Consider the following 12,567-nt stretch of genomic DNA (forward strand, 5'->3'; position numbering starts at 1 on the left):
CGTTCGCAAGCGCTGCAGGCTTTTCCATGCAAGCTTCTACTTGAGCTTGTTGCCGCATTCGCCGCAGAACAGGTCATTGGCGGCTACCGGGGCGCTGCAGGCTGGGCAGCTCGGCGCAGTCTGAGCCTGACGGGCTTTCTCGGTGGCCTCTGCTTCGGCACGGGCCCGGGCTGCTTCACGCTCGGCAGCCTGCTGCCTGGCCAGTTGCTCGGCTTGGGTTTTCAAGCGCTCGGCTTCTGCTTGCTGACGTGCTTCTTCGGCAGCCTGGGCTGCGGCGCGCTCCTCAGCGGCCTTTTGCTGTGCTGCACGCTCTGCTGCCTGGGCTTCGGCCCGCTGGCGTGCGGCCAGTTCCTGAGCTTCGGCAGCAGCACGTTCGCGTGCAGCTTGCTCGGAGGCCTCGGCTTCAGCCTTCAGGCGGGCTGCTTCGGCCTCGGCGCGCAGGCGTGCCGTCTCGGCTTCGCTACGCTGGCGGGCGGCAGCCTCTTCAGCGCCTTGACGTGCTTTTTCCGCCGCATCGGCGGCAGCACGCTCGCGCGCCTGCTGCTCGGCAAACGCCTGCTCGGTGGATGCTGCTGTGGCGGCAGTCAGGCCTGCGGCAGCCGTTGCTGCGGCAGCCGTTGCTGCGCCAGCGCTGGCATTGCTGTCGGTGCCAGGCGGGATGTCGGTGGCGGAGGGCTTGGCTGTGGCTTCCTGCAGGCGCTCGCTGGCAGCCTGCTTGGCGCGCTCGGCCGCGGCCATGGTGCGTTCTGCGGCAGCCATGGTCTGGGCCTTGGCTTCCTCGGCTTTTTTGCGAACATCGCCAATCAGGCTGTCCAGTGCACCCTCGGCCTCGGCAGGGTCCACGCTTTCACGGGCCTGCAGATAGATCAGATTCATGCCCATGATGGCAACCTGGGCCAGCAGTGCGCCCACCACGCAATAGAGAACGCCCAGGCCGGCGATGAGGCCGGTGCTGCCGCCACCCATCATGCCCATGGGATTGAAGCCGCCACCGTAGCCACGGCCGTAGCCGCCGCCCATGAACATGCCGGCCATGGAACCGGCATCTCCAGTAATGCTCATGGCCATCCCGGTCAGGGAGACAGTGGCAGGCACCAGTCCGGCAAACAGCATGAAGCAGACCAGGCCCAAAATGACATAGAGCACGACTTCCATCAGGACCACTTCGATCAGGCGCTTGCGCGCGATGCTCAGCACATTGGCCAGAGCAGCCTTGACGGACAGGCCGCTCCACAGCGCGGGACCCATCAAGGGACCGATGACCCAGATCATGGCGATCAGCAAGGCTGCGGCGACCAGCACCAGAATCGGGTGGGCTACAAAGGCCAGAATGCCGCCGAGCACGGGAATCTTGCAGATGAAGTAAATGACGGCGGCCAGCAGGTAGTAGGCCAGCGTGGCAACAAATATCGCGAGGCCGACCAGCAGGAATTTGGGAAGGCACAGCAGACCGGCTGATGCCGCCGCTGAGAAGGAGCGAACGGGCTCGTTCCTGGCCTTGTCCATGAGCATGATGCCGACGCCCGAAGAGCCTGCCAGCAGCGCGACCATGGCCGCCAGCATGAAGATCAGGTACATGAAGAAGCCAGCCTTGACCAGCATCCAGGCCGCGCCTGCTATCAGTGCACCGGTCAGCAGCAGTGTCAGAAAGCACAGCAGCAGCGGTCGCCACTGCGTCAGTCCTTCGGCGGCTCTGGCGAGGGTGGCAAAACGTATTTCTCCCAGGGATTGCTCTCTCATTTTTCGTCCTGTCTGATGGTTGAGGCTGGCTGGTCCGGCGCGATGAGCCGCTGGCTGGCCGGGGGTCAAAGCTTGCCGCGGATCTCGCCGGCTTCGATGGTGTAGCGCTCCACGCCGGCGGGCAGACCAGTATCGATCTTCTTGATGACAGTCACGGGTTTGCCGCCCTTGGACTGGGTGGTGCCAGTGGCGGTATTCACACGCCCGGCCCTGACATCCTCGTCGGACTGATCGACCACGATGCTGGATGAGCCCCGGTTGTCGGCCAGTTCATTGGCCAGTTCCTTGAGCACATTCATGGCCTGTGTATATTCTTTGCGACCCTTGGCGGCCAGCGGCATCTCCACGGTCAGTGCGGAGAAACTGCGCATCTGGTGTGCCTGTCCCGACTGCCCGTCGGCGATGCTGACGTTCCTGGTCTGTACCGGCCCGGCCACGGCGCGTTGTTTGGCCGGCAGCTTCTGCATGGCTTGAACGGCCTGGGCCTGCATGCTCTGCGCATGCTGCGTCTCCTGATCCAGAGCGGCCTGCAAACGGGCAAAGCGCTCGTTCTGCCCGCCCGAAACAGCGGTTGCGGGCCCGCCGCCGCCAGGGCCGCAGCTGGGGTCTGCGGAATTGGTGACGCGCGAGAGCATGCAGCTCAGCGATGTGGAGGCATCTTGCAAGCTGGCGCAGCCGCCGAGCAGGGTTGCGGCGCAGGCGAGCACAGTGAGTTTGAGTTTTTTCATGGCTTTCAATCCAGCAGGTCATCCAGGGATGGCGCGGCATTCTTCTTGACTGGAGGTGTTCTTGCAGGGGCCGGCACGGGCGGTTTGCCAGATGCCGGGGCTGAAGACGGCTCCGGGCTGGCCGCAGGCGCGGGTGCGTCGCTGGCAGTGTTTGCTGTCGTCGCTGCGGGCGTGACTGCCGTGGCGGGCGCGTTGTCTACGGCACCAGCAATCGGGGCATTTTCGGCAGGTGTCGTTTGTGCTGCGGTACTGCCGCCCAGCGGGCCGACCAGGGCGTCGGCCTTGGCCTTGTCTTCGGGCGAAATCCCATCCTTGCCGGCTTGGGACGAGCTGGATGCGCTATTGCCCGAGCTGGTCAGGCCCTTCATATTGCTTGCCATCATCACACCACCTGCAATGGCGGCGACCAGCAGTGCCAGCACCACCCACTTGATCCAGGCATTGTTGCCGCGCACCGGCTCCTGGGGAAAGGCAGGCGTGCGGTCATTGCGCTGCGCAAAGCTTGCGGCAGGCTCCGACTGTGGCGGCCTTGGCGCGGGTGCATCCATGGGCTCGATCAGGGGAGGGGCCAGGCTTGCGCTGTCAATGGTCTGCGAGGCACCTGAAGGCATGGGCGGCGCAGTTGCCACTGCGGCATGGCTATCGCCGGGGCGCTCGAACACCAGGCCGCATCGTGTGCAGAAGCGGGCCTCGGGCTTGCAGACAGCCTGGCATTGGCTGCAGATTTTTTCAACAGCAGTGATTGCCGCTTCCGGTGCTTGTCTGGCGCCGCAGTTCTTGCAGAACTTGGCATTCGGAGAGAGCGGATTGCCGCATTGGGAACAATTCATGGTCTGCAATCGAGAAAAGAGTCCGCTGGAATGGCCGCTCGGCGGCATTGCTGCCTTGGCAATGCGTGGAATATGGGCCGGTTTTTGCGCATCGGCATGAACCGGTACGGACCCTGAAAAATGATTTGTATCTTAGCGGCGCATTTGCCGCAGCCTGCCGGATCGCTTTACGGGAATGTAAGCACGTTCGGTTTTGACAGCTTTTTGTCAGGCATGGCAATCTATGAATGGAGTTTGGGTTAATGGGACTGCGCGGAGTTTCAAGGGATTTATGGGGCGTAAGTGACTGATTTGAAAAGAAGGAAATAAATCAGGTGCTTTATGGAGGCCGGGGTTGCCGGGAAAGCTCGAATCTCGAAATCTGTTTGATTTTTGCAAATGCTTCAAATGGTTGAGAGTGTTTTGCGCGGTGAAGATTTCAATGAAATACAGGCTTTGCTGAACCTCGAGAGTCAGCAAGGCCGGTAATCACTGCTGCGCAACCAGCGTCAGCAACTCGATTCGCGGTGCCACACCAAGGCGTATGGCAAAACCGGCCCATAGACCCGCGCCGCTGCTGACCAGCAGTTTCATATTGTCGATTTCATATTCGCCGCGCACAAAACCGTTGTTGACGGGCGCCACCAGCCAGCGGTCCATGCCCAGGATCAGCCCGCCGTGGGTATGGCCCGATATCTGCAGATTCACGCCCTTGTCCGCGTTGTCGCGCGCGAATTTGGGCTGATGCGCGAGCAGGATATGAAACTGTGCGCCGGCCTTGCGGGCCTGGGCTGCAACTGCGTCCACATCGGGGGGGACGCCTTCGGCAACCTCGGGGTCGGCGTTGTTGGGCGAGGTGCGGCCGAACACCGGGTCGCCGATGCCGGACAGGGCCAGCTTGCTGCCCTTGATGTTCAGCAGCTGCGTGCGGTTTTCCAGCAGATTCAGGCCCAGGCGGCGGAACTCGGCCATCCAGGCGTTGTAGCCGCTGTAGTACTCGTGGTTGCCCGGCGCCGCCCAGACGCCGTAGCGCGCGCTCAAGGCAGCCAGCGGCGCCACATGGGCGCCGCTGGTGGCGACATCGCCGTCCACCATGTCGCCGGGCAGCACGATCAGGTCGGGTGTGGTGGCCAGGGTGCGCTGCACGATGGTCTGCACATAGCTTGCATCATTGACCGGGCTGGCGTGGATATCGGCCAGCACGGCAATGCGCAGGCCCTGCAGGGCGCTGGGCAGGTTTCTGACCGCGATCTGCTGCTCATGCACCCTGGGCGGCTGCAGGGCGTTGAAGACGCCGATGGCGCTCAGGCAGCCGGTCGCCACCACGGCGGCTGAGGTGAGTGCGGGAAGGTGCAGCAACTGCGCCAGGCTGGCTCGCCCTATGAGTCGGGCGATTAGCCACAGCAGATCGCGCAGCAGCACGAACAGCGCCAGCATCAGCAGCATGGCCAGAATCCAGCCGCCGGGAACCTGCAGGCGCGCCACCACGGCGTAGGGCAGGGCATTCGTCTGCGCGGCCTTGAGCAGCAAGGCCGGCGCAATGCCCAGCAAGGCCGTGATCAGCACGGCCAGCAGGCGGGCCAGACGGGAGGTGCCGTTGAGACTGGAGACAGGCCACCAGAGCCAGAGAGCAAGAAGAGGGATGACGAGAGCAGCAGTCGAAACCATGGGCAGGAGAGAAACCGGAAATTGCCGCGAGCATAGCAAGCGTTGCTGTCCCCGCGATGAACGCTGCTGCAGCCACCATCGCCGGCTGCACCGCATGGCGTTGAAAATGGCGCGGCACGGCTGCTTTTGTCATCACTGCGCAAGACCGGCCAAGGACGGGGATAATCCCAGCCCTTATGTCTTTGAAGATCAACTTCCCCGAGTCGCTCCCCGTATCCAGCCGTCGCCAGGAAATCATGGAGGCCATGGATCGCCATCAGGTCATCATCGTCTGTGGCGAGACCGGCTCGGGCAAGACCACGCAGCTGCCCAAGATCGCACTGGCACTGGGCCGGGGCAGGCTCAATGCCGCGCCCGACGCCAATGGCCAGGTGCGCGGCCATCTGATCGGCCACACCCAGCCGCGCCGTATTGCCGCCAGCTCGGTGGCCAAGCGCATTGCCGAAGAGCTGAACACGCCGCCCGGCGAGGTGGTGGGCTACAAGGTGCGTTTTCAGGACACGTTGCAAAAAGGCGCATCGGTCAAGCTGATGACCGACGGTATCTTGCTGGCGGAGACCCAGACCGACCCGCTGCTCAAGGCCTATGACACGCTGATCATCGACGAGGCCCACGAGCGCAGCCTGAACATCGACTTTCTGCTCGGCTATCTCAAGCAGATCCTGCCCAAGCGCCCAGACCTGAAAGTGGTGGTGACCTCGGCAACCATCGATGCCGACCGCTTTGCCAAGCACTTTGAATCCAAGAACGGTCCTGCGCCCGTCATCATGGTTTCGGGTCGTACCTATCCGGTGGAGATGCGCTATCGCCCGTTCGAGGGTGAAAAGGACAAGGATCTGAACGACGCCATTGCTGATGGCGTCGATGAACTCTGGGCCGGCGGCAAGGGAGGCGATATCCTGATCTTCCTGCCGGGCGAGCGCGAGATTCGCGAAGCCGCCGACCATCTGCGCAAGCATTTGCAGCACTCGCCCACGCTGCGCAGCGCCGAGGTGCTGCCGCTGTTCTCGCGCCTGTCGCAGGCCGAGCAGGACCGCATCTTTGACGGCCATACGGGCCGGCGCATCGTGCTGGCTACCAATGTGGCCGAAACCTCGCTCACGGTGCCGGGCATTCGCTATGTGATCGACGCCGGTACGGCGCGTGTGAAGCGCTATTCCTTTCGCAGCAAGGTGGAGCAGTTGCTGGTCGAGCCGATCTCGCAGGCCGCAGCCAACCAGCGCGCGGGCCGTTGCGGTCGTGTGGCCAACGGCATCTGCATCCGCCTGTATGACGAAGAGAGCTTTGTCAGCCGCGACCGCTTCACCGACCCCGAAATCCTGCGTTCCTCGCTGGCTGGCGTGATCCTGCGCATGAAGTCGCTGGGTCTGGGCGATGTGGTGCATTTCCCCTTCCTCGAAGCGCCCTCGGGTCGTGCCATCGCCGACGGTTATCAGCTGCTGGCCGAGCTGGGCGCGGTGGACGATCACGGCCATCTGCTGCCCATGGGCAAGGAGCTGTCACGCCTGCCGCTGGATCCGCGCGTGGGCCGCATGATTCTGGAGGCGCGCGAACGTCGCTCCCTGGCCGAGGTGCTGATCATCGCCTCGGCTCTGAGCGTGCAGGACGTGCGTGACCGGCCCATGGAGGCGCAGCAGCAGGCCGATCAGGCACATGCCAAGTTCGACGACGAGAAAAGCGAATTCAGCGGCTATCTGCGTTTGTGGAAGTGGCTGTCGGATGCGCGCGGCGGCAAGGTCGTGGCCAAGAGCCGCAAGGAGATGGCGGCCCAGCACGCGCCTGCGGCCAAGCCCAATGCGCGCAACCAGGCCTTTCTGCCCGTCAGTCAGCGTGCCAGTGGTGCGCAGGTCGAAGGCACGGTGGAAGAGCGGCTGGCGCTGTTCAACCCCGCCGAGCAGGCCGACGAGGCCACGCACAAGATCAGCAACCGCCAATGGGAGCAGCTGCTGCGCCAGAACTTCATCAATATTCGCCGCGTGCGCGAGTGGCGCGACATTCATTCTCAGCTGCTGACCGTGGTCAAGGAGCAGAAATGGTTGCTCAACAACGAGGCTGCGGGCTATGAGGCCGTGCACCTGTCCATGCTGTCGGGGCTGCTCGGCAATATTGGCTATCGTGGAGAGGAGAGCGAGAGCTATCTGGGCGCGCACGGCATCAAGTTCCACCCGCATCCCGGCGCGCACCTGAGCAAGAAGCCCGGCCGCTGGATCGTGGCGGCCGAGCAGGTCGAGACCTCGCGTCTCTACGGCCGTGGCATTGCGGCCATAGAGCCGCAGTGGCTGGAGGAGGTGGGCGGCCATCTGCTTAAGAAACAGTTGCTGGACCCGCACTGGAGCAAGAAGCAGGCCGATGTGGTGGCGCTGGAGCGCGCCACGCTCTACGGCCTGGTGGTCTACAACGGCCGCCGCGTCAGCTACGGCCGCGTCGATCCGTACGAGGCGCGCAATCTCTTCATCCGCCAGGCGCTGGTGGAGGGCGAGTGGGAAACCCAATGGCATTTCCTGCCCGCCAACCTCAAGCTCATGCGCAAGGTCGAGGAGCTGGAGCACAAGAGCCGTCGCCAGGACGTGCTGGTCGACGACGAGCTGATCTTTGCCTTCTACGACCAGCATCTGCCCAAGGATGTGTACAGCGGCGCAAGCTTCGACAAGTGGTTCCGCGCCGAGAGCAGGAACCAGCCCGAGCTGCTGCGCCTGTCCAGGGACGAGCTGATGCGGCACGAGGCCGCAGGCATCACCACGGACAAATTCCCCAAGACCGTGAAGCTGGGCGGTGCCGATTGCAGCGCCAGCTATCTGCACAGCCCCGGTGATGCGCGCGACGGCATCACCGTCACCGTTCCGCTGTTCGTGCTCAACCAGGTGTCGGAGGAGCGCGCCGAGTGGCTGGTGCCGGGCATGCTCAAGGACAAGATCCAGGCGCTCCTGAAGAGCCTGCCCCAGCGCCCGCGCAGCCGTTTCGTGCCGCTGCCCGAGAGCGCGGCGCGGCTGGCCGAGCTGTTCACGCAGAACGAGCGCTGGGCCCAGGGTGGGCTGATCGATGCCTTGCTCAAGCAGGTGCGCGACGAGACTTCGCTGGATGTGAAGCGCGCCGACTTCAAGCTGGACATGCTGAGCCCGCATCTGTTCATGAACTTCCGCATCACCGACGAGCATGGCCGCCAGCTGGGCCAGGGCCGCAATCTGGGTGCGCTCAAGGCCGAGTGGGGCGCCAAGGCACGCGGCGCTTTCCAGGCGCTTGCTTCATTAAAGGTAGCTGCTGGCGCTGGTGATCCGGTAAATTCAGAGAAAAAAGCATCTGAAAGTGAGAAGAATAAAGCGCAAGAAGCTCCTAAAAATGATAAGGCTGTGGCGGGCAAGCCGGCCCAGTCGCATGATGCGCGCTACAAGGACTGGAGTTTCGGCGAGCTGCCCGAGCTCATGGAGATCAAGAAGGGCGGCACCACGCTGATCGGCTTTCCGGCCTTGATCGACCATGGCGACGCCGTCGGCATCGAAGTCTTCGACGAGCCCGAAGCGGCTGCTGCGAAGCACCGCGTGGGTCTGCGTCGGCTGTTCGCGCTGCAGATTCGCGATGCGCTCAAGTATCTGGAAAAGAATATTCCCGATCTGCAGAAGATGGCCGTGGCCTATATGCCGCTGGGTACGCAGGAGGAGTTGCGCAGCCAGATCATCGACGTGGCCATAGACCGCGCCTTTCTGCAGGAGCCGCTGCCGAGCAACGAGGCCGACTTCAAGCAGCGCGTGCAGGACGGCCGTGGCCGCCTGACGCTGATTGCCAACGAGGTGGCTCGCATGTCGGCCACCATCCTTATCGAGTACGCGGCCGCCGCGCGCAAGATCAAGGACACCAAGAACGCGCCGGAGGCCACCAAGGACGCGAGCGAGCAGCTGCAAAAGCTGATGCCCAAGAACTTCATCGCAGTGGCCCCCTGGGCGCAGCTCGGTCATTACGCGCGCTACCTCAAGGCGATTACCTCACGCCTGGACAAGTACCGGGCCGATCCGGCGCGCGATGCCGCCAAGCTCAAGGAGCTGCTGCCGCTGGAGCAGCGCTACTGGCGGCTGGTGGCCGAGCGCAAGGGGCAGATCGATGCCCGCATGCAGGAGTACCGCTGGATGCTGGAGGAGCTGCGCGTGAGCTTTTTTGCCCAGGAGCTGCGCACGCCGTATCCGGTCAGCGCCAAGCGGCTGGACAAGGTCTGGGCGCAGCTGCAGCAGTGATGCTGCCCTGACGGTTTGGCAAGTGCGGCCCTGCCTGCCTAGGCGGGCCGGCTTTCGCCCTGCAGCAGCGGATTGCGCGAAAACAGCTCCACCACCCAGTCCACAAAGGCGCGCACCTTGGCGCTGAGGTGGGAGTTGGGCGGATAGACCACATAGATCGGCAGCAGAGGGTGCTTCCAGTCCTCCAGCACCCGTTGCAACTGGCCGTTTTCCAGGTACTTGTGAATCTGGAAGCGGCTGAGCTGCCCTATGCCCTGGCCTGCGAGTATGGCGCTGATATAGGCATTGCCCTCGTTGACGCCAAGATGCGCGGGACTGGCGATCTCTATCACTTCGCCGCCCTTGTGGAACTCCAGCGGATAGCGCCGGGCCGAGACCGGAGAGAAATAGATCACGTTGCGATGGCCTGACTCCAGGTCACGCGGATGCTGGGGCACGCCGTGGCGCTGCAGATATTCGGGGGCGGCTACGGTGATGAATTCCAGATTGCCGATGCGGCGCGCCACCAGGGACTGGTCGGAGAGCTCGCCACCGCGGATTACGCAGTCCACGTTGTCGCTGATCAGGTCCACGGTGCGGTCGCTCACGCCCAGATCGATCTGTATCTCTGGGTAGCGAGACTGGAACTCGCTCAGATGGGGAATGATGAGCAGACGCGCCACGGTCGTTCCCACATCCACGCGCAGGCGCCCGCGCGGCGTGGTGCGGGCCTGGCTGACGCTGGCCTCGAGGTCGTCGAAGTCGGCGAGCAGACGTACCGCGCGGTCGTAGTAGGCCGCACCGTCGGCGGTCACGGTGACGCGGCGCGTGGTACGGTTGAGCAGCTTTACGCGCAGGCGCTCTTCCAGCGCCTGCACATTCTTGGTCACACTGGCTTTTGGCATTTGCAGCGAATCGGCTGCACGCGTGAAAGTGCCGGCTTCCACGACCCGCGCGAAAATACGCATAGCCTGTATCTGATCCATGGGATCTCCTTGTCCTCGCGAAAACCCGGACTCGCCGAGGATGCGGGATTCTCACACACAGCTCACACCGTCATTGTTCGAGAATTGGAAACAGTGTGGCCGCGTTTGCGGGGTTTATGCCGTCAAGTGCTGTTGCTACATTTCTGTTCCATCACCCGGTCCTGTCCGGAAAATCCATGTCAAACACCAAAGCCACCGCATTGCAGCCGATTCCTCATACCGACACCACGATTTCCGTGGCCGACGGTGTGCAGGCCGATGTGCGCATATACGGCGGCAAGCGGCGCGGCGAAGTCGTCCCGCTGGTGCTGCATTTCCATGGCGGCGCATTTGTGGCCGGAGATCTGGACAACGGTTGCACCGTCGGCAGCTCGTTGGCGGCGGCCGGGGCCTGTGTGGTGTCGCTGGCCTATCCGCTGGCACCCGAGCATCCGTTTCCGCGTCCGCTGGAGCTAGGCTACGAGGTGCTGCTGTGGGCTTACAAGCAACGCACCAAGCTGGCCGGAAAGGGCGCTCCGCTCTATCTGGCCGGCGAAGAGGCCGGCGCCAATCTGGCTGCTGGCGTCTGCATGATGGCGCGCGATCAGCAGCATCCGCCGCTGGCCGGGCAGATCCTCATCTCGCCGATGCTCGACCCCTGCGCTGCCACGCCTTCGCAGCGTGCCGCTCAGGGCGAGTCCGTCGAATGCAAATGGGCTGCGGGCTGGTGCCAGTACCTGGGCGGCCCGCACGATGCCGAGCACCCTTATGCCGTGCCCGCGCGTGCCCGCCGTCTGGCGGGGTTGCCGCCGACGCTGATTCTGGTGGGGCAGATAGACCCCATGCGCGATGAAGCGCTGAACTATGCCGCACGGCTGGAAGCTGCCGGATTGACCGTCTTCCCGCATGTGTTCGCCGAAGTGGGGCAGTGGCCGGAGGCGCTGATGGAGCCACCGCCCGAGTCTTGCCCCTGTGAAGGCCAGCTGCGCCAGTTTTTCGAAACCACCCGATGTCGGCTCTGAGCTGATCCTGCCCTGCTGAGACCGCCGACCTGATCCGGCCCCCTGGGCCTGACGCAGCATGGCTGCGCCTTTTTCTTCTCTTTCTCATTCGATTCCTGGCCTGAGCGCTGGAAGGGATGAGTCTTGCCTGCCGCCGAAAGAGCCGCTACCGCTTTCAACCCTTGAACCAAAGACATTGCCATGAACGAGCACTCCAAACTCTCCAACCGCCGCCGGTGGGCCGCCGTCGGCGTCGCCGCTGCAGTGATCGCCACGACCGCCGCCATGCTGGGCCTGCAGGCGTCGCACGCAGAAGCGCCGGCTGCGCAAGCCGCCGCGCCGGCCGTGCCGGTCTCGGCAGCCCAGGTTCTGCAGCAGGACGTGACGCTGTGGAATGAATTCTCCGGCCGCCTCGAAGCCGTGCAGCGCGTGGATGTGCAGCCGCGCGTCTCGGGAGCGGTGCAGGCCGTGCATTTCAAGGAAGGTGCGCTGGTCAGGGCTGGCGATCTACTGTTCACCGTGGACCCGGCTCCCTATGTGGCAGAAGTCGATCGCGCCGAAGCCCAGGTGGTTGCCGCCAAGGCGCGCATGGCCTACACCCAGAGCGAGTCCGAGCGCGCCACGCGTCTGTGGGATGAGCGGGCGATCGCGCAAAAGGAATACGACGAACGGGTGAATGCCCGGCGCGAGGCCGATGCGAATCTGCGCGCCGCCCAGGCGGCGCTGCAGACCGCCAAGCTGAACCTGGGCTACACCCAGGTCAAGGCTCCCGTGAGCGGGCGCGTGGGCCGCATCGAAGTCACCGTGGGCAATCTCGTGAGCTCGGGAGCCGGAGCGCCGGTGCTGACCACCCTGGTGTCGGTGGATCCGATGTATGCCAGTTTCGACGCCGACGAGCAGATCGTGGCCCAGGCGCTGCAGGGGCTGCAGAGCGCAAGCCAGGGACGCAGCACGCGTGCGTTGATTGAAACCATTCCCGTGCAGATGGGTGTGGGCACCAGCGGCGGCACGCCTTATGCCGGTCATCTGCAGCTCATAGACAACCAGGTCGATGCCAAGAGCGGCACGGTGCGTGTGCGCGCCGTGTTCGGCAATGTGGACGGCACGCTGATGGCCGGCCAGTTCGCGCGCATCCGCATGGGGCAGCCCCAGACCACCCAGGCCGTGCTCATCAACGAGCGCGCCGTGGGCACGGACCAGAGCAAGAAATTCGTGCTGGTGATTGGCGAGGGCAACAAGGCCGAGTACCGGGAGGTGCAACTGGGCGCGCCGGTGGACGGCCTGCGCGTGGTCACTTCGGGCCTCAAGGCCGGCGAGCGCATCGTCGTCAACGGACTGCAGCGTGTGCGCCCCGGCGTGGTGGTCGCGCCTCAGGACGTGCCCATGGATGCCAAGGCCGAGCTGGCCGATGGCCGCGGCACCGCCAAGCAACCCACGGTCTGAGAACCCTTAAT

At 64.1% G+C, this 12,567-nt stretch carries 8 protein-coding genes; 3 read left to right on the forward strand and 5 right to left on the reverse strand.

Going from position 1 to position 12,567, the window contains the following annotated elements; all coding sequences use genetic code 11:
- Positions 1 to 36: 36 nt before the first annotated feature.
- The 4 genes from CTR2_RS11290 to CTR2_RS11305 all read right to left on the reverse strand — a co-directional run bounded on the left by CTR2_RS11290 (position 37) and on the right by CTR2_RS11305 (position 4,945).
- On the reverse strand, positions 37 to 1,740 hold the full coding sequence (locus CTR2_RS11290; protein ID WP_087084016.1) for a zinc ribbon domain-containing protein: 1,704 nt from the start codon (positions 1,738 to 1,740) through the stop codon (positions 37 to 39).
- 65 nt (positions 1,741 to 1,805) lie between these two features.
- Positions 1,806 to 2,468, reverse strand: a complete 663-nt coding sequence (locus CTR2_RS11295; protein ID WP_087084015.1) for a hypothetical protein — start codon at positions 2,466 to 2,468, stop codon at positions 1,806 to 1,808.
- A 5-nt stretch (positions 2,469 to 2,473) separates the two neighbouring features.
- Positions 2,474 to 3,298 carry a zinc ribbon domain-containing protein gene (locus CTR2_RS11300; RefSeq protein WP_087084014.1) on the reverse strand — a complete coding sequence of 275 codons (825 nt, stop codon included), beginning with the start codon at positions 3,296 to 3,298 and terminating at the stop codon, positions 2,474 to 2,476.
- A gap of 468 nt (positions 3,299 to 3,766) precedes the next feature.
- On the reverse strand, positions 3,767 to 4,945 hold the full coding sequence (locus CTR2_RS11305) for a metallophosphoesterase (protein ID WP_087084013.1): 1,179 nt from the start codon (positions 4,943 to 4,945) through the stop codon (positions 3,767 to 3,769).
- 176 nt (positions 4,946 to 5,121) lie between these two features.
- Between CTR2_RS11305 and hrpA the strand changes: the two genes are divergently transcribed.
- Positions 5,122 to 9,168 carry an ATP-dependent RNA helicase HrpA gene (gene hrpA / locus CTR2_RS11310; protein ID WP_087084012.1) on the forward strand — a complete coding sequence of 1,349 codons (4,047 nt, stop codon included), beginning with the start codon at positions 5,122 to 5,124 and terminating at the stop codon, positions 9,166 to 9,168.
- Between the two features lie 38 nt (positions 9,169 to 9,206).
- Here the strand turns inward: hrpA and CTR2_RS11315 are convergent, their stop codons facing one another.
- Positions 9,207 to 10,133: a LysR family transcriptional regulator gene (locus CTR2_RS11315; RefSeq protein ID WP_087084011.1), complete on the reverse strand. Its 927-nt coding sequence runs from the start codon at positions 10,131 to 10,133 to the stop codon at positions 9,207 to 9,209.
- 176 nt (positions 10,134 to 10,309) lie between these two features.
- Here CTR2_RS11315 and CTR2_RS11320 point away from each other — a divergent pair, with 176 nt between their 5' ends.
- The gene (locus CTR2_RS11320) at positions 10,310 to 11,134 is read left to right on the forward strand and encodes an alpha/beta hydrolase (protein ID WP_087084010.1); all 825 of its coding nucleotides are present in this window, start codon (positions 10,310 to 10,312) and stop codon (positions 11,132 to 11,134) included.
- Between the two features lie 180 nt (positions 11,135 to 11,314).
- A complete protein-coding gene (locus CTR2_RS11325; RefSeq protein WP_087084009.1) occupies positions 11,315 to 12,556 on the forward strand; it encodes an efflux RND transporter periplasmic adaptor subunit in 1,242 nt (413 codons plus the stop codon).
- The last annotated feature ends 11 nt before the right edge of the window (positions 12,557 to 12,567 follow it).

It is taken from the genome of Comamonas thiooxydans, from assembly GCF_002157685.2.
In the GTDB taxonomy this organism is placed as follows: Bacteria; Pseudomonadota; Gammaproteobacteria; order Burkholderiales; family Burkholderiaceae_C; genus Comamonas; species Comamonas testosteroni_H.

Excerpts from the sequence above, each read along its gene's own strand:
- CTR2_RS11290 (WP_087084016.1), bottom strand. The coding sequence starts at position 1,740 with ATGAGAGAGCAATCCCTGGGAGAAATACGTTTTGCCACCCTCGCCAGA.
- CTR2_RS11295 (WP_087084015.1), bottom strand. The coding sequence starts at position 2,468 with ATGAAAAAACTCAAACTCACTGTGCTCGCCTGCGCCGCAACCCTGCTC.
- CTR2_RS11300 (WP_087084014.1), bottom strand. The coding sequence starts at position 3,298 with ATGAATTGTTCCCAATGCGGCAATCCGCTCTCTCCGAATGCCAAGTTC.
- CTR2_RS11305 (WP_087084013.1), bottom strand. The coding sequence starts at position 4,945 with ATGGTTTCGACTGCTGCTCTCGTCATCCCTCTTCTTGCTCTCTGGCTC.
- hrpA (WP_087084012.1), top strand. The coding sequence starts at position 5,122 with ATGTCTTTGAAGATCAACTTCCCCGAGTCGCTCCCCGTATCCAGCCGT.
- CTR2_RS11315 (WP_087084011.1), bottom strand. The coding sequence starts at position 10,133 with ATGGATCAGATACAGGCTATGCGTATTTTCGCGCGGGTCGTGGAAGCC.
- CTR2_RS11320 (WP_087084010.1), top strand. The coding sequence starts at position 10,310 with ATGTCAAACACCAAAGCCACCGCATTGCAGCCGATTCCTCATACCGAC.
- CTR2_RS11325 (WP_087084009.1), top strand. The coding sequence starts at position 11,315 with ATGAACGAGCACTCCAAACTCTCCAACCGCCGCCGGTGGGCCGCCGTC.